Raw genomic sequence first — 15,937 nt, 5'->3', positions numbered from 1 at the left:
TAGCGTTATTCTTCAAGTGGAATAACGCTATTCTTTTTTTTCTATTGACATGATTCTACTTATGAGATACTATGAAAACAACACCGAAATAGGTACTACCTATTTTAATATGCGGCATCAGAGGTGGATTTATGGAGCAGGTATTGCAGCGCTCAGAGGAAGTTACGCGGAGATTGTTGGAGGAACTGCGTGTCGGAAGATATGCTGATGAAGAAAAGCTTCCGCCGGAGGTGATCCTTGCGGAGCAAATGGGAGTTAGCAGAACGCTGCTTAGGGATTGTCTGGCAATCCTGGAACGGGAGGGCTTTATCAGCCGCAAGCATGGAGTGGGGACAGTGATCAACAAGCATGTGCTGGATGTTGTTACCCGCATGGACCTGGAAAAGGAATTTCTCGAAATGGTGGAGGATGCCGGTTACACAGCCAGGATCGATTTTGCCACTGTTGCAGAAAAGCCCTGTCCGGAGGAAACGGCTTTAAAGCTTCATCTGGAGCCGGGAGAGATGATTTTTCAGGTCACAAGGCTGATCAGCGCAGACGGCAGGCCGGCGATTTATTGTGTGGATCAAATTGGAATGCGTCATTTGAAAACAGAGTCCTACGATATAAAGGAACTGGAGAAGCCAATTTTCTGTTTTTTGGAAAAATATTGCGGGGAGAGCGTATATATGGATCTTACGGAGGTTCGGGCAGTTGCCTCTGATGAAACGCTGTCAGGAATTTTCAAGATCGATCAGGGGACGCCTGTTTTGTATATGGATGAGGTGGGGTATAATTTCAGAGGAGAGCCGGTTTTGATGTCGAAGGAGTATTATATGGATGGAATTTTACAGCACAAAGTGCTGCGGAAGAAGATATAACACAGCAGTGGAGGAAGCCGGGCTGCTGCGGCATAGGGGTTTTCAGAAGCTGTTTGAAAAAGAGAAGCGTTTGGTGATATCGTTCACAATCCTGCAAGGAAGCAGGATGATGCAATTTCGCTGGAGGCTTCTTTTGTTCCCGCGAAGCAATGAGCCAAGTAGCCGTGCTTGCACGGATATTTGGCGAATGCCGCGAGGGCCGAATACCCCGCAGCTCTGCAAATTTGATGCCCCGTAGTTTGCTACGGGGTATTTGGCTTGCAGGATATCGGAGAAAGGAAGCTGCGGAGATTTTCCTGAATTTAGGAAGAATGCCGAAGGAGAATACTTTAAGAGAAAGGGCGGTTTGAGATGACACAGCGGTATGTAGGAACAGGTATGGGACGCCGTGAGGGAATGGATAAGGCCACCGGGCGTGCTATGTACGCGGGGGATTTTCATGAGGAAGGAATGCTGGAGCTGGCATTGGTCCGCTCTGAGGTCTGTCATGGCCGGATCAAGAAGCTGGATCTTTCCGGCCTGCCCGAAGATGTTCTGACCTTTACTGCAAAGGATCTGGCAGAAAATGTGGTGGAGGATGTGATCGAGGACATGCCAGTGCTGGCAGAGACCTGCGTCCGTTTCCTGGGAGAGCCGCTGGCTATCGTGGCGGCGGCCACAAGAGAGAAGGCCAGGCAGGCAGCTGCTTCTGCAAAGGTTGACTATGAGCTCCTTCCGGTGGTGCGCGATGTGGTGGATGCTGCTGATCCGGGATATCCGGCTCTGCACGAGGGAGGCAATCTTCTTGTCCACTTTGAAAATGAAGAGGGAAATGTGGAAAAGGGCTTTGAGGAAAGTGAATTGATCCTGGAGGAGGATTTTGAAACACCGGTACAGGATCACGGCTATATGGAGCCGGAAGCATGCTTTGCCACAATAGAGGATGGAAGGCTTCTGGTATACACATCAACCCAGAATGTATTCCATGATAAGAGGATGATCTGCCGGGCCCTTGGGCTTACACCGGATCAGGTTCATGTGAAGGCCGCAGCTGTAGGAGGCGGCTTTGGGGGAAAGGACGGTCATCTCTGCCAGATCTATGCATCAGCGGTAGCCTGGCTCACAGGCCGGCCGGCCCGGATCGTTTTTGACAGGGAAGAATCCCTGGCAGCCAGCTTTAAGCGCCATGCCGTAAAGATGCATGTGAAAATGGGCTTTGGGAAGGACGGAAGGATCCTTGCCTTTGACGGAAGGGGCGATCTGGATACAGGAGCCTATGCCGGCCTTGGTCCGGCTGTCTTAGGCCTGTTTACAGAGCATTTCGCAGGGCCCTATGAGATACCAAACGTGCGGCTCAAAAGCCGTCTCTTTTACACCAACAAGCCTGCGGCCCATGCCATGAGAGGCTTTGGGGCTCCCCAGGGGGCCTTTGCCACAGAGACGCTGATCAGCCGGGCAGCGGACGAGCTGGGACTGGATCCCATAGATATCCGCATGAAGAATGCCCTGGAGTACGGTTCCATCGGTGCCCTTGGACAGAAGATGGAGCACTGTGTGGACTTTAAAGGGACCCTTGAGCTGATCCGGCAGTCGGATCTGTGGAAGAGCAGGGAGACCAACACAGACCCCTATGTGGGATATGGCATTGCAGGAGGCCATTTGAGCTGCGGCCTGGGCAAGAACATCGGCGATACGGCCGAGGTAAGGATCAAAGAAACAGAGGAGGGCGGCTATACCATTTGCATTGGTATGGTTGATATCGGGCAGGGCAGCGCCACCGCACTTGCCGCCATGGCGGCAGATGCCCTTGAGACGGATATGGAACACATCCATCTGGTGATGGCGGATACAGATGAAACGTTAGACTGCGGCTCCACCGCCGGTTCCCGTTCCACCTTTATTGCGGGAAATGCCCTGCTGGACGCGGTGAGGAAGCTGAAGGAGCGAAAAAAAGCCAGAGGCAGCGGCCAGGATAGGGCGGGCAGCCAGGGGCAGGAGGACTGGGTGACAGGCCAGGCGGCATTTCCGGAGTCCGGCAAGGAGTTTTCCACTCCCGGCTTCCCCCACGCCATGTATACCTTCATTGCCCAGGCTGTAAAGCTGCGGATCGACCCGGTGACAGGGAATATCCAGCTTTTGGATATAGCGGCAGCTACGGAGGCAGGCCGCATCATCAACCCCCTGTCCATGGCAGGACAGATCCAGGGGGGCGTGGTGATGTCAGTGGGCTATGCCTTGGGAGAAAATTGCCAGTTTAAGGAGGGAAGGCTTTTAAACAACAGCTTTTCCACCTATCTGATGCCCACAGCGGCAGATGTGCCTCACATTGCAAGCTACCATGTGGAGGCCAGGGAGGAGTCAGGCCCCATGGGGGTCAAGGGAGCAGCGGAGGTATCCACCGTGTCCATCGCGCCGGCTATCAACGCAGCCGTTTATCAGGTATCAGGGGCTAAGCTTAACAGCCTGCCCTTAGATATAAATAAGATCCTATTATCTATGGAGAACAAGGAGGAGAACAAATGAAGAAGAGTGCAAGAGTAATGGCAGCAGCAATGGCAGCCGTAATGATGCTGACAGCATGCGGTTCAGGTTCCGCAGCAAGCACCACCGCGGCAGCAACCGCAGCAGCAGAGACAACTGCCGCACAAGCAGCTGAGAGCGAGGCAGCCGCACAAGCAGCTGAGCCGGTCGAGAAGCTGAAGGTAGCCTTGATCCTTCCGGGCAAGAAGGATGACGTGTCCTTCAATCAGGCAATGTTTGAGGGCATGCAGAAGTATGCTGAGGCTCATCCCGATGAGATCGAGCTGAAGGTAACTGAGAATGTGTATGAGGTAGCTGACATTGAGCCGGCACTGATGGACTTTGCTGACCAGGGCTATGATGTGGTATTCGGTCATGGCTTCCAGTTTATGGAGCCCATCGTAAAGGTAGCTCCCAACTATCCTGAGACCGACTTCCTGTTAGGAACAGGCTACAAGTCTGTGGACAATTCCGCTATTTATGATGTAGAGCTCCAGAGCGGCGGCTATCTTATGGGCGTGATCGCTGCCCTGGCAACCCAGAGCAATAAGATCGGCGTTGTAGGCGGCGCTGACGCTTCTGAGATCTTCCGCGGCCATGAGGGCTTTAAGCTGGGCGCAAAATCTGTAAATCCTGACATTGAGATCCAGGAGGTTTACACTGGCGACTGGACCGATACCGCAGGCGCCAAGGAAGCAGCTGTAGGTATGTACGATTCAGGCGTTGACGTTGTATGGCATTCCGGTGACGGCATCGGCCTTGGCGTTGTTCAGGCAGCTCAGGAAAAGGATATGTACTGCCTTGGAAACGTAGCTGACCAGCAGACTTTGGCTCCAAACAACGTACTTTCAGGCGTAGTATATCAGTGGGAGGCCGTGATCGCTTCTATCTTTGATGATATCCGTGACGGCAGCTTCCGCGGCAGAGAAGAAGGAGACCGCTTCTACTGGATCAACGCAGAGAATCAGGGCTTAAACTATGCTCCTATCAACGATCCCAAGGGCTGGCTGACAGACGAGGATAAGGCTCAGATCCAGGAGACCTTTGAGAAGCTGCAGGCAGGAGAGATCGAGTTCCCTGAGTTCAATCAGGGCTGATCAGAAAGTGAAAGATGAGAGGGGCGTCCCGCAGCGGGGCGCGCCCTCGATCCTTATGTGCTCTCAAAACCACGCTGCACCTTTTTTGGGAGTACATCTATAGTTCAGGAGGTCTGCATATATGGAAGTATTGGCAGTTGAGATGCGTCATATCACCAAGATATTCGGTGGAGTAAAGGCCAACGACAGCATTGATTTTAAGCTGAAAAGCGGCTCGATTCACGGCCTGCTGGGCGAGAACGGCGCAGGCAAGACAACACTTATGAATATCCTTTACGGTCTGTACCGCCAGGAGGAGGGAGACATCCTTATCCGTGGGCAGAAGCAGGATATTTCATCACCGATCAAAGCAATTTCTTTGGGAATCGGCATGGTCCACCAGCATTTTATGCTTGCCCGTTCCCTGACTGTTGTGGAAAATGTAATGCTGGGCAGAAAGTCACGCCGGGGGATCCTGCTGGATGCAGAGGAGACGGCAAAGGAGCTTTTAGCCCTGGCGGAGAAGTACAGGATGAAGGTAGATCCGTACGCCAAGGTATGGCAGCTGTCCGTAGGCGAGCAGCAGAGGGTGGAGATCCTTACCGCTATCTATCAGGGGGCGGACATCTTGATCATGGACGAGCCCACGGCTGTTTTGACGCCCCAGGAGACAGAGGTGCTTTTTGAGACGCTGAGGCATATGAAGGAGGATGGGAAGTCCATTATCCTTATCACCCACAAGCTGGAAGAAATTATTTCGATCGTTGATGAAGTGACTGTATTGAGGGACGGAAAGCTGATCGGCTCCATGAGCGCTGGGGAGAAGATGACAAAGGAGGAGCTTACCCGCATGATGGTAGGACGGGAGGTCCTCTTTGATTTTAAGGATCCGGAGCGGGAGCCGGGAGCAGTCAGGCTTTCCATAGACGGCATCTGCGCGGATAATGACAAGAAGATCCCGGCTCTCACTGATTTTTCCCTGGATATCCGGGAGGGAGAGATCGTAGGCCTGGCCGGAGTGGACGGCAACGGTCAGAGAGAGCTGTGTGAGGTGATCACCGGCCTCAGGAAGGCCACGAAAGGCCGCCTTGTGATGGATGGGCAGGAGATCGTAAACAGGGCTCCTGTGTACTACATACAGAAGGGGATCTCCCACATTCCGGAGGACCGCCTGACCACAGGCCTGGCCCTTAAATGGAGCCTGAAAAAGAACCTGGTGCTGAAATCCTTTGGCAGGACTCCGGTGAGTTCCCACGGCTTTGTAAGCCAGAGAAAGATCAATGAGCTCTGGGATAAGGCAAAGGATGAGTACCAGATCAAGGCGATCTCAGGTGAGGATCAGGCCAGAAGCCTTTCAGGAGGCAACCAACAGAAGGTGATCCTGGCAAGGGAGCTGGAGGGAGAACCACGGATGGTGGTTGCGAACCAGCCCACCAGAGGCCTTGACATCGGCGCCTCCGAGTATGTGCGCCAGAAGCTTTTGGACGCCAGGAACGCAGGCTGCGCCGTGCTTTTAGTTTCCGCTGACTTAGAGGAGATCCTGCAGCTTTCAGACCGCATTGCGGTGATCTATGACGGAAAGCTGATGGGAATCCTTCCAAGAGGGGCGGCCATCCATGAGATCGGAAGCCTGATGATGGGAAACCGCAGGGAGGTGCAGGAAAATGAATAACAAGGCTGTAACGATCATAAAGGAGGTTCTGGTGGCTGTCCTCACCATCGCCATCGCCCTGGCCATCGGAGCGGTGCTGGTGTCAGTGTCAGGAAATGACCCGGTGGAGGCATACCAGACCTTGTTCAGGGGCGCCTTTGGCTCAAAGCAGAGGATGTCCGAGGTGTTTGTAAAGATGATACCGCTGTCCATGATGGCTTTCGGCGTGTCCATTGCCTTCAAGGCACAGCTGTGGAACATCGGCGGGGACGGACAGTTTATCCTGGGGGCCATCTGCGGCATCCTTCCGGGACTGTACTTCAACCTTCCGCCCATTCTCCTTATGCCGCTGTCGCTGGTCTGCGGCATGGCAGGAGGCGCTCTTTGGGCGGGAGCGGCAGCCTGGCTTAAGGTCCGCTTCAGCGCGAATGAGGTTATCACAACACTGATGTTAAATTACATTGCCTCTTATTTCCTGTCATTTCTGGTCCACGGGCCCATGATGGATCCGGCGGGAGGCGATTTCCCACAGTCCCCCAATCTGGCTGAGATCTACAGGCTGCCCCTGTTTTCCGACAGGCTGAGGATCCACGGAGGAATTTTTGTGGGAATCCTGGTGGCGGTTGTGATGCTGTTCTTCTGGAAAACTATCCTGGGCTACCGGATCGATCTGGCAGGCCAGGGAGACAAGGTGGCTACCTACTCCGGCATGAATGTAAAGCGCACCATGATCATCACCATGATGGTGTCAGGCGCCCTGGTGGGCCTGGCTGGCTGGAATGAGATCTATGGCGTCCAGTACCGTCTTCTGGAGGGCCTGGCCAGCGGCTACGGCGATATCGCGGTGGTAATTGCCCTCCTTGGAGGTTTAAATCCACTGGGCATTGTGATTGCCTCCTTCTTTTTCTCAGCTCTGCTGGTGGGAGGAGCCACCATGCAGCGAATGACGGAGGTGCCCTATTCCATCGTGGATATTATTCAGGGGCTGGTGATCGTATTCATTATCGCAAGGGCTTCCATGAATCTGTCCTTTGTGAAGAACCTGATAGGAAGGAGGAAGAGCCATGCTTAGTAATATCTTTACCGTAGGCTTTCTTGTAAGTCTTCTTGCCAGCACTGTGCGTCTGGCAACGCCGATCCTGCTTCCGGCCCTGGGACAGCTCTACACACAGCGGGCCGGTATCCTGAACCTGGGTGTGGAGGGAACTATGACCATGGGAGCAGTCAGCGGCTTTGCTGCTGCTTTTATCACAGGCAATCTCTGGGCCGGTGTCCTGGCCGGCATCCTGGTAGGGGTTCTCTGGAGCTGCATCATGGGCTGGCTCAGTGTCACCATGCGGGCCAACCAGGTGATCGCGGGAACAGCCCTGAACATTCTGGGAGGAGGCGCTGCCGTATATCTTTACCGCGTTATCTTCGGGATCCAGAGCCTGCCTCCTCAGGTAACGCCCTTTGCTGCAGTGAATGTTCCTGTATTGTCGGCGATCCCGGTGATCGGGCCCATTTTGTTCCAGCACAATATCCTGGTATATTTAAGCTACCTGATGGCAGTTGTCACCTGGTTTATCCTGGAAAAGACCACCTTCGGCTTAAAAATCAAGGCCGTGGGAGAGAATCCCAGGGCGGCTGATTCCAAGGGGATCAGCGTGGCAGGAATACGCTACGGGGCCGTGCTCATCGGCGGGGCCTATGCGGGAGCGGCAGGCGCTTTTATGTCCATTGCCTATATGAATCTGTTCACCGAGGATATCATCAGCGGCAGAGGTTTTATCGCTGTGTCCGTTGTGATCTTTGCACGGTTCATGCCCTTTAGGGCGATCAGCGGCGCACTGCTCTTTGGCTTTGCAACAGCCCTTCAGATGCGCCTGCAGGCATTGGGGATCAATGTGGCTAATCAGCTGATGCTGATGCTGCCTTATGTGCTGGTGATCCTGGCATTGGTGACAGCTTCCAGAAAGGCTGAATTCCCCAGCGCTTATACAATCCCGTATTCCAGGATGGAGCGATAAAGAGGCGGACAAAGAAATATGAGAAATTGTAGAATAGTCTGGACGGCAGTGCTGTTTTTGGGCCTGGGGATAGGAACAGCGCTTATGGGAGAACAGTTTGCGGGCCGTGTCAGGCCCTCTGAGGCCGAGGCAGTGAAGGCAGTCTGTGCCTTTGCTGAGGATCTGGATTATCATTATAAAGAGCCGGAACGGCTGTACGGATATCTGACAAGGGATTTTAAGGAGAAAATGAGCCTGGAGGAATTTTGTGAGGCCTTCAGAAAGGAGCGGTCCTATCCCTATCTTACGCCGTTGTTCATCAATTATGAGTCTATTGAGATGGCGGAGGATCGAAGGAGCGGAACAGCAGTATTTTCCCAGGCAGCCCGGCTTCCGGGAATGGTGTATGAGCTGCCCTTTGTCTATGAGGATGGGCAGTATAAGGTCATTGCCTTTGAGGATTTTCCTGATGGCAGCTATCTGAAAAAATTTGAGGATTTAAGCTACTCACTGGACAGTTATTTCGATGATGCAGAATCATTGGGACAGTGAGGAAAGCGCTGGAGCGGGGAGGCAGGTGCAGATCCGCAGACCAAGCTGCAGCGTGGTGAGGAAAGGGGAGAAAAAGATGTCACTTATGTATCAGCCAAATCAGGTGGAGGAAGCAGTGAGGCTGCTGGCAGGAGAGAAGAGGAAAGCCTGCGCAGGCGCCACCAACCTGTATGTGGACAGGCATCACGGGGCCTTTCTGGATTATGATTATGTAAGCCTGGACCGCATTGAGGAGCTTCGCGGGATAAGAAGAACGGAGAATGGCTGGGAGATCGGAAGTATGACTACCTTTGCTGAGATAGAAAGGTCAGAAATTCCCTTTGGGGAGAGCCTTTCCCAGTCAGCTTCTGTGATGGGAAGTCCCCAGATCCGTAATCGGGGGACAATTGGGGGGAATATCCTCTGTGCATCCCCTGCCTCTGACGGAGTTGTGCCTCTTATGGCACTGGAAGCCAGGCTGGAGCTGATCAGCGTGGAGGAAAAGCGCACAGTGCCCCTGGAGGGATTTCTCCTTGGTGTGGGCCGGACCGGGCTTCGTCCGGGGGAGCTTTTGACGAAGATCATTCTTCCGGAGAAATCCGGCCAGTCGGTGTTTTACAAGGCGGGAAAGCGCAATGCGGCTGCCATTTCCGTGTGCGGACAGGCAGTGTATCTGAATCTGCTGGATAACCGGATCAGGGAGACCGCCATTGCCATGGGATCGGTGGCACCCACAGTGGTCCGCGCTCACAGAGCAGAGGAGCTGCTTTTAGGAGCAAGCTTTCAGGAAATGGAGGATCCGGCATTTTGCAATGGACTGAAGCATGCCCTGATGGAAGACATTTTTCCGATTGATGATATCCGTGCCACTGCTGAATACAGGAGGAGGATTGCATTCAGGATGCTGCTGCATAACCTGAAGGAGCTGCAAAGGAGGTTTAAGTGATGGAGCAGATTTCACTTTTGATCAATGGAGAGATCCGCCAGACAGAGGTATGTTCGGATGACACCCTTCTGTATGTACTTCGGGAGCGCCTGTTCCTGACCGGAACGAAGGAGGGCTGCGGTGAAGGGGACTGCGGGGCCTGTACCGTGCTGGTGGATGGAAAGGCCGTCAACTCCTGTATTTATCCCGTGATCCAGGCACAGGGAAAGGAGATCCTGACCATTGAAGGCGTGGAGAAGGATCCGGAGCTTGCACGGATCCAGAGAGCCTTTGTGGATCACGGAGCTGTCCAGTGTGGTTTTTGCTCTCCGGGTATGATCCTGGCTGCAAGTGCATTGCTGAAAGAACATCCGAATCCCACCGAGGCCGAGATCAGAAGAGGACTTTCCGGAAACCTCTGCCGGTGTACAGGGTATCAGGCAATGGTGGATGCGGTAGAATCACTGATTCGATAATGGAGATAACAGAAATGCCGAAAGGCAAAAGGGCCCGGAGCAGGCGGTTGAAAATGATCGCGTGCTCCGGGTCTTTGGCGGATAGTACGGGACACAAATTTTTCTTGAAAATGGGGTTGATATTTTTTCTAAAATCAAATATAGTATTAGTTAGGCTAGACATCTGTGTGTAATCGATATATAATAAAGAAATTCAGGCTTTGGGCTGTGAGGGAATAAAGGAGGATATGTATCTTGTTAGAGATTAAGATAAATGAGTCAGAAAATGCCGCAAGGATTATCGTTGTGGGCGTAGGCGGAGCAGGTAACAATGCAGTGAACCGCATGATCGATGAGAATATTGCAGGGGTAGAGTTTGTTGGGATCAATACCGATAAGCAGGCCCTTCAGTTCTGCAAGGCTCCCACTGCGATGCAGATCGGTGAGAAGCTGACAAAGGGACTGGGCGCAGGCGCAAGACCAGACGTTGGCGAGAAGGCTGCTGAGGAGAGTTCTGAGGAGATCTCCCAGGCATTAAAGGGCGCAGATATGGTATTCGTTACCTGCGGTATGGGCGGCGGAACCGGAACCGGCGCAGCTCCTGTTGTTGCAAAGATTGCAAAGGACATGGGTATTCTGACAGTCGGTGTAGTGACAAAACCCTTCCGCTTTGAAGCAAAGACACGTATGACAAATGCACTTAACGGTATTGAGAACCTGAAGCAGGCAGTTGATACCTTAATTGTGATACCCAATGACAGACTCCTTGAAATCGTGGACAGGCGTACCACCATGCCGGATGCATTAAAGAAGGCAGACGAGGTGCTCCAGCAGGCAGTGCAGGGCATTACTGACCTGATCAATGTTCCCGGCCTCATCAACCTGGACTTTGCAGATGTACAGACAGTTATGATCGACAAGGGCATTGCCCATATCGGTATTGGTAAGGCAAAGGGTGATGACAAGGCCCTTGAGGCTGTGAAGCAGGCAGTATCCAGCCCGCTTCTTGAGACAACCATCGAGGGTGCAAGCCATGTGATCATCAATATTTCCGGTGATATCAGCCTGATCGAGGCAAACGAGGCTGCAAGCTACGTACAGGAGCTGGCAGGCGAGGATGCCAACATCATCTTTGGTGCGATGTATGATGAGAATGCCCAGGACGAGGCAAGCATCACTGTGATCGCTACCGGATTGGACGAGCACGGCGCAACTCCTTCCGTTGCAAAGGCCATGACCGGATTTACAAACTTTAAGAAGAATCCGGCAGCACCAGGCAGCGCCAGAGAGACAGGCTCCCAGGCAGCAGCTCCGGAGGCAGCGGCAACCACAGCTTCTTCCTACACCAGACAGACTCAGGGTTATACTCCATCCTATAAGCCGGCTGGAAATACAGCCAACCAGGGCTACAATGGACCGAGATACAATCAGGGCCAGTATGGAAGCGGCAGCACGAACAGCGGATCTTCTAATCCGTCTCCAGCACCTTCCTTCCGTCCTACAGCAAATAAGGAAATGCAGATCAATATTCCTGATTTCCTGAAGAATAAGAGATAATAGAGACATGTGATGCCCCTGGCTTCCGGCAGAGATTCCGGAGGCCGGGGGATTTTTGCATATGGAGAGGGGAGCCTCATGAAGGATATCACGACCATAGAATTTCATCCCGGAACAAAGGAGGAGCGCCTGCCTGATTTCCTGCCGGAGTTTCCTTATATTGCCTCCCATGTGAACATGGGCAGCTATATAGGCCGTACCTGTCCATGGCACTGGCACAGGGCAGTAGAGCTGTTCTACATAGAGAGTGGCGTATTGGAGTATCATATTCCCGGCGGGAAACTGATATTCCCCGCCGGCTCAGGAGGGCTGGTGAATTCCAACGTGCTCCATATGACAAGGGATGCAGGGGAGAAGGGAAATACGGTCCAGCTTCTTCACATATTTGATTCTTCCTTCATTGCCGGGGAACCGGGAAGCCGGATCGAGAAAAAATATGTGCTTCCTGTAGTTTCTGCCTCCGGCCTTGAGGTGATCCCACTGTATCCTGAGGATGAGAAACAGGCAGAGATCCTGAGGCTGATACGGAAGAGTTTTTGCTTGTCCGGGCAGGAGCCGGGCTATGAGATTTTCCTGCGGGAGGCATTGTCGCGCATATGGCTTCATCTCTTTGTGATGTCTTATTCCAGGTTTCAGGAAAAAGGGAGGAGAGAGAAGGCAAATGAGAAGATAAAGCAGATGATGGTCTATATCCATGAGCATTATGGAGAGAAGATACCAGTAGCCCGGCTGGCTGCGGCTGCCTTTATCAGTGAGAGGGAGTGTTACCGGGCCTTTGGGGACTGCCTTCACATGACGCCGGTGGAGTATATGATGGGTTACCGCCTCCAGATAGCCTGCAGGATGCTGGCAGAGAGCCGGGAATCTGTCACCTCCATCAGCCATGCCTGTGGTCTGGGAACCAGCAGCTATTTTGGAAAGATCTTCAGGGAGCACATGGGATGTACGCCATTGGAATACCGGAGCAAATGGCAGGATAATGATAAATAGTGGCGGAAATCATATATCTATTTTGAAAACAGTTCAATATAATAGTATTCACAGGGATGACCGGCGGATAACAGGCAGATGTTTTCAAAATGGAGGAGCTATATGATAAAGCTGAATATTTTAAATATGGAACGTTTTCTGGAGACGGTGAACGGATGCACCGGAAGAGTAAACATGCTGTGCCCTGACGGGAGAAAGCAGAATATCAACAAGAGATACTGGATTCAGGACCAGCTGCGCGCCAGGTCTGCGGAAAATCATGATTCCCTCCGGCTCACACTGGAGATACCTGGCGCGGAGGATTATATGAAGATCGTGTATTATTATGTTGGGGAATATTAAAAACATAGCATTTGTCTGAAAGGGCAGAGCTGCTTTTACACAAGGCGGCCCTGCTCTTTTTTTGTCGAAAACTATTTACGCATTCTCTACCTTTTTCGACAGCATTCGCAGTTCAGAATGGTTATAATGTCCTTCGGAATGTATGGAAGGGAGGTGGCGCCTGGATTTTGTGGTTTATACAGTTTACATAGATGTGGTATTTGCAGTGAACATGATAATGGATATTGTGGTGTTGACTGTTTTGAACAGAGTTCTTTCTTACAGGACTACGAAAAGGCGTATTCTGGCCGGGGCTGCTATTGGGGGGCTTTGGGCCTGTGTGCTGTCGCTGTGTCCCGGTATCCCGGCAGCGGTCCAGATGATCGGAACCTATGTGGCGGTGAGCGGCCTTATGGCGGTGACGGCCTACAGCCTGGAACGGCCAAAGGATATACTGACTGCTGTGGCCGGGATCTATCTGACTTCTGTAGTCTTAGGCGGTGTCCTTTTGATGCTCCGTGAAAATACCAGAGCCGGCTGGTATGTGCAGAGACTGCTCTGTGAAGAGGGAGCAGGCGGGATCCCGGCTGCGGCCTGGATATGTCTGGCGGCAGGAGCCATAGGGGCGGTATATGGCCTTACAGGGCTTTGGAGCCAAGTATTAGGGAGGGCAGCCCGCAGAAAATGCCTCTGCCGCGTATGCCTGCGGTGCGGCGGCAGGGAGGAGCAGGTCATAGGCCTGATCGATACGGGAAACCGCCTGCGGGAGCCGGTGACAGGAAGGCCTGTCCATGTGGCAGAGGAGGAGGTCATGAGACGGCTCTGTCCGGCCGTGAAGGGCGTGATGTATGTGCCCTATCAGGCAGTGGGTACAGAAAAAGGTATGCTGGCCGCCATGTTTTTAGACCAGATGGAGGTCGAAGAGGAGGGAAGGAGATACATCCTTGAAAAGCCTCTGGTGGCAGTGTTAAGGCAGAAGCTGTCCGCCGCCGGAGAATATCAGATGCTGGTGCAAAGGACAGAGGAGTTCTATGCTGCCAAACGGCCTTAGTGTCTTGCCCGCGTCCGGGAAATTTACACGAAAAGGAATCGGAAAGATACAGCAGATGGAGCAGAAGCATTACTGACAGCAAGAATCTACAGGAGGACATTTTCATGATAGTAAAAGTATCCATACCCAACCGTTTCCAATTAAAAACGATCCCATCCTTCCGGGCTATGCTGCTTCCAAAGCAGGGGGAGGTCCACTATATAGGAGGAGCAGATATCCTGCCGCCGCCCTTGGAAGCAGAGGAGGAGGGAAAAATGATCGGAATGCTGGGCAGTGAGGATGATAAGCAGGCCAGATCTTCCCTGATCGAGCACAATCTGCGTCTGGTGGTCTACATTGCCAAAAAATTTGACAATACGAGCGTTGGGGTGGAGGATCTGATATCCATAGGCACCATAGGGCTGATCAAGGCCATCAATACCTTTAAGCCGGATAAAAACATCAAGCTTGCGACCTACGCATCCAGGTGCATTGAAAATGAGATCCTCATGTATCTGCGCCGCAACAACAAAACCCGGCTGGAGGTATCCATTGACGAGCCCTTAAATGTGGACTGGGATGGAAATGAACTCCTGCTGTCCGATATCCTGGGAACAGACGAGGATGTGATCTACCATGATATTGAGGATGAGATTGAAAAGAATCTTTTGAACAATGCCATCAGCCGTCTGAATCCCAGGGAGCGCAAGATCGTGGAGCTGCGCTACGGCCTGACAAATGAGGAAGGAGAGGAGATGACCCAGAAGGAAGTAGCAGACCTCTTAGGCATTTCCCAGTCCTACATATCAAGGCTTGAGAAAAAGATCATGAAAAGGCTGAAAAAAGAGATCGTCAGATTTGAGTGAGACGAAAAAAGCAGGGCGGCTCCGGGTGGAGCCGCCCTTTTATGCGCTATGGAGAATCCGGCAATATGCGCCAATGACGCGCCCTGCCGGATCTGCCGGCCGTTTGGCAGCTATCTCATCTGCACCACATTATCCTTGATCTTAAAGGTGCCGAAGCTGCGGATAAAGCTGGAAAGCCGGCTGAAGCCGTACTGCTTCACATCAAAGGAGGGGAAAGCTTTTTTGAGGTCCTCATGGATAATGCTCAGATTATCCACATGGCCCTTGCTGTCACGTATGAGCCGTATGATCTCCTTTTCGATCTCATCCTTTGAAATACTGGCGCTCTTTTCCTGTACAAAATAGCCGCCGTGGAGCTTGACTACCTGGAAATCGTTGTTGTCCAGGCTTTCGAGGAAGGTGGAAAGTTTTGAATAGCCATAGTTTCGCACGTCAAAGTCAGAGAAGCGCTTTGTGAGGAAATTCCCCACCTTTGCGAGGATAATAGGCTGGTTCTGGCTGTTGTTCTCAATAAGGAGCTTTGTGATGGCCTTCTGGATCTCGTCTGTGCTGGTGATGGTCTTTTGGATCTCATCAATGGAGGCAGTCTCTGCCTTTGCCGCAGCTGCACAGCTTGTCTTGCCTCTGACCACAGGAGCGGCCTCAGGGGTATCCTCAGAGGAGATGATCTCTAACAGCTTAAAGGTGTCGCAGGCAGCACGGAAGGGCTTGGGTGTTTTCTGCTCTCCGATCCCCATGACTAACATACCCGCTTCCCTGAGCCTCTGAGCCAGCTTCGTAAAATCGGAGTCGCTGGAGACAAGGCAGAAGCCGTCCACATTGCCGGAGTAGAGAATATCCATGGCATCAATGATCATGGCTGAATCCGTGGAATTTTTGCCTGTTGTGTAGCTGTACTGCTGGATGGGATTGACAGACCAGTCGAGAAGCACATTTTTCCATCCCTTCTTTTCTGTGTCTGTCCAGTCGCCGTAGATACGCTTGTAAGTGGCAATGCCGATGTCAGATACCTCATCCAGGATATATTTGATATACTTCGGAGATACATTGTCCGCATCGATCAATACTGCAAATCGCTTTTCATTCTGTTCCATATATGTTCACTTTCTAAAAGAACCCGATAAAACAGGAAGCTGACCGTTTTATAGGGATATGTTATAGTAGAATTCGCCGCTCTGTCAGGCGAAC

The 15,937-nt window shown here is 52.3% G+C and carries 15 protein-coding genes; 14 read left to right on the top strand and 1 reads right to left on the bottom strand.

The annotated features are described in order from the left end of the window. Positions 1-131 precede the first annotated feature (131 nt). From LIZ87_RS05875 to sigE, 14 genes are all read left to right on the top strand, one after another. On the top strand, positions 132-860 hold the full coding sequence (locus tag LIZ87_RS05875) for a GntR family transcriptional regulator (protein WP_227145788.1): 729 nt from the start codon (positions 132-134) through the stop codon (positions 858-860). A 351-nt stretch (positions 861-1,211) separates the two neighbouring features. Further along, positions 1,212-3,362 carry a xanthine dehydrogenase family protein molybdopterin-binding subunit gene (locus LIZ87_RS05870; RefSeq protein ID WP_178314417.1) on the top strand — a complete coding sequence of 717 codons (2,151 nt, stop codon included), beginning with the start codon at positions 1,212-1,214 and terminating at the stop codon, positions 3,360-3,362. Further along, positions 3,359-4,456: a BMP family lipoprotein gene (locus tag LIZ87_RS05865; protein WP_178314415.1), complete on the top strand. Its 1,098-nt coding sequence runs from the start codon at positions 3,359-3,361 to the stop codon at positions 4,454-4,456. Before LIZ87_RS05870 ends, LIZ87_RS05865 begins: the two co-directional genes overlap by 4 nt. Before the next feature lie 121 nt (positions 4,457-4,577). Next, positions 4,578-6,107, top strand: coding sequence for an ABC transporter ATP-binding protein (locus LIZ87_RS05860; protein WP_227145787.1), 1,530 nt, complete (start codon positions 4,578-4,580; stop codon positions 6,105-6,107). Beyond that, on the top strand, positions 6,100-7,158 hold the full coding sequence (locus LIZ87_RS05855) for an ABC transporter permease (protein WP_227145786.1): 1,059 nt from the start codon (positions 6,100-6,102) through the stop codon (positions 7,156-7,158). Before LIZ87_RS05860 ends, LIZ87_RS05855 begins: the two co-directional genes overlap by 8 nt. Next, entirely contained in the window at positions 7,151-8,095 is a 945-nt protein-coding gene (locus LIZ87_RS05850; protein ID WP_178314629.1) for an ABC transporter permease, read from the top strand. The genes LIZ87_RS05855 and LIZ87_RS05850 overlap by 8 nt, the downstream gene beginning before the upstream one ends. Before the next feature lie 18 nt (positions 8,096-8,113). Further along, complete coding sequence (locus LIZ87_RS05845) at positions 8,114-8,626, top strand: hypothetical protein (RefSeq protein ID WP_178314631.1); 513 nt, start codon at positions 8,114-8,116, stop codon at positions 8,624-8,626. Positions 8,627-8,711: 85 nt separating this feature from the next. Then, positions 8,712-9,551 carry an FAD binding domain-containing protein gene (locus tag LIZ87_RS05840; RefSeq protein WP_227145785.1) on the top strand — a complete coding sequence of 280 codons (840 nt, stop codon included), beginning with the start codon at positions 8,712-8,714 and terminating at the stop codon, positions 9,549-9,551. Next, the gene (locus tag LIZ87_RS05835; protein ID WP_178316094.1) at positions 9,551-10,006 is read left to right on the top strand and encodes a (2Fe-2S)-binding protein; all 456 of its coding nucleotides are present in this window, start codon (positions 9,551-9,553) and stop codon (positions 10,004-10,006) included. Before LIZ87_RS05840 ends, LIZ87_RS05835 begins: the two co-directional genes overlap by 1 nt. A gap of 234 nt (positions 10,007-10,240) precedes the next feature. Next, on the top strand, positions 10,241-11,542 hold the full coding sequence (ftsZ, locus tag LIZ87_RS05830; RefSeq protein WP_178316093.1) for a cell division protein FtsZ: 1,302 nt from the start codon (positions 10,241-10,243) through the stop codon (positions 11,540-11,542). Between the two features lie 78 nt (positions 11,543-11,620). Further along, positions 11,621-12,532, top strand: coding sequence for an AraC family transcriptional regulator (locus tag LIZ87_RS05825; RefSeq protein ID WP_227145784.1), 912 nt, complete (start codon positions 11,621-11,623; stop codon positions 12,530-12,532). A gap of 102 nt (positions 12,533-12,634) precedes the next feature. Next, positions 12,635-12,874 (top strand): ribonuclease HII, encoded by a 240-nt coding sequence (locus LIZ87_RS05820; protein WP_227145783.1) that lies wholly within the window; start codon positions 12,635-12,637, stop codon positions 12,872-12,874. Positions 12,875-13,043: 169 nt separating this feature from the next. Next, complete coding sequence (locus LIZ87_RS05815; protein WP_178316144.1) at positions 13,044-13,904, top strand: sigma-E processing peptidase SpoIIGA; 861 nt, start codon at positions 13,044-13,046, stop codon at positions 13,902-13,904. 104 nt (positions 13,905-14,008) lie between these two features. Beyond that, complete coding sequence (gene sigE / locus LIZ87_RS05810; RefSeq protein WP_178316143.1) at positions 14,009-14,749, top strand: RNA polymerase sporulation sigma factor SigE; 741 nt, start codon at positions 14,009-14,011, stop codon at positions 14,747-14,749. Between the two features lie 110 nt (positions 14,750-14,859). Here sigE and LIZ87_RS05805 read toward each other — a convergent pair whose 3' ends face one another. After that, positions 14,860-15,843 (bottom strand): NYN domain-containing protein, encoded by a 984-nt coding sequence (locus LIZ87_RS05805; protein WP_227145781.1) that lies wholly within the window; start codon positions 15,841-15,843, stop codon positions 14,860-14,862. Positions 15,844-15,937 lie beyond the last annotated feature (94 nt).

The organism is Lacrimispora sp. 210928-DFI.3.58, assembly GCF_020554865.1.
In the GTDB taxonomy this organism is placed as follows: Bacteria; Bacillota; Clostridia; order Lachnospirales; family Lachnospiraceae; genus Enterocloster.
This window is presented reverse-complemented; position numbering and strand designations above follow the sequence as displayed.

What these genes read in the sequence shown, in the direction of transcription:
- LIZ87_RS05875 (WP_227145788.1), top strand. Translation starts at nt 132, where the DNA reads ATGGAGCAGGTATTGCAGCGCTCAGAGGAAGTTACGCGGAGATTGTTG.
- LIZ87_RS05870 (WP_178314417.1), top strand. Translation starts at nt 1,212, where the DNA reads ATGACACAGCGGTATGTAGGAACAGGTATGGGACGCCGTGAGGGAATG.
- LIZ87_RS05865 (WP_178314415.1), top strand. Translation starts at nt 3,359, where the DNA reads ATGAAGAAGAGTGCAAGAGTAATGGCAGCAGCAATGGCAGCCGTAATG.
- LIZ87_RS05860 (WP_227145787.1), top strand. Translation starts at nt 4,578, where the DNA reads ATGGAAGTATTGGCAGTTGAGATGCGTCATATCACCAAGATATTCGGT.
- LIZ87_RS05855 (WP_227145786.1), top strand. Translation starts at nt 6,100, where the DNA reads ATGAATAACAAGGCTGTAACGATCATAAAGGAGGTTCTGGTGGCTGTC.
- LIZ87_RS05850 (WP_178314629.1), top strand. Translation starts at nt 7,151, where the DNA reads ATGCTTAGTAATATCTTTACCGTAGGCTTTCTTGTAAGTCTTCTTGCC.
- LIZ87_RS05845 (WP_178314631.1), top strand. Translation starts at nt 8,114, where the DNA reads ATGAGAAATTGTAGAATAGTCTGGACGGCAGTGCTGTTTTTGGGCCTG.
- LIZ87_RS05840 (WP_227145785.1), top strand. Translation starts at nt 8,712, where the DNA reads ATGTATCAGCCAAATCAGGTGGAGGAAGCAGTGAGGCTGCTGGCAGGA.
- LIZ87_RS05835 (WP_178316094.1), top strand. Translation starts at nt 9,551, where the DNA reads ATGGAGCAGATTTCACTTTTGATCAATGGAGAGATCCGCCAGACAGAG.
- LIZ87_RS05825 (WP_227145784.1), top strand. Translation starts at nt 11,621, where the DNA reads ATGAAGGATATCACGACCATAGAATTTCATCCCGGAACAAAGGAGGAG.
- LIZ87_RS05820 (WP_227145783.1), top strand. Translation starts at nt 12,635, where the DNA reads ATGATAAAGCTGAATATTTTAAATATGGAACGTTTTCTGGAGACGGTG.
- sigE (WP_178316143.1), top strand. Translation starts at nt 14,009, where the DNA reads ATGATAGTAAAAGTATCCATACCCAACCGTTTCCAATTAAAAACGATC.
- LIZ87_RS05805 (WP_227145781.1), bottom strand. Translation starts at nt 15,843, where the DNA reads ATGGAACAGAATGAAAAGCGATTTGCAGTATTGATCGATGCGGACAAT.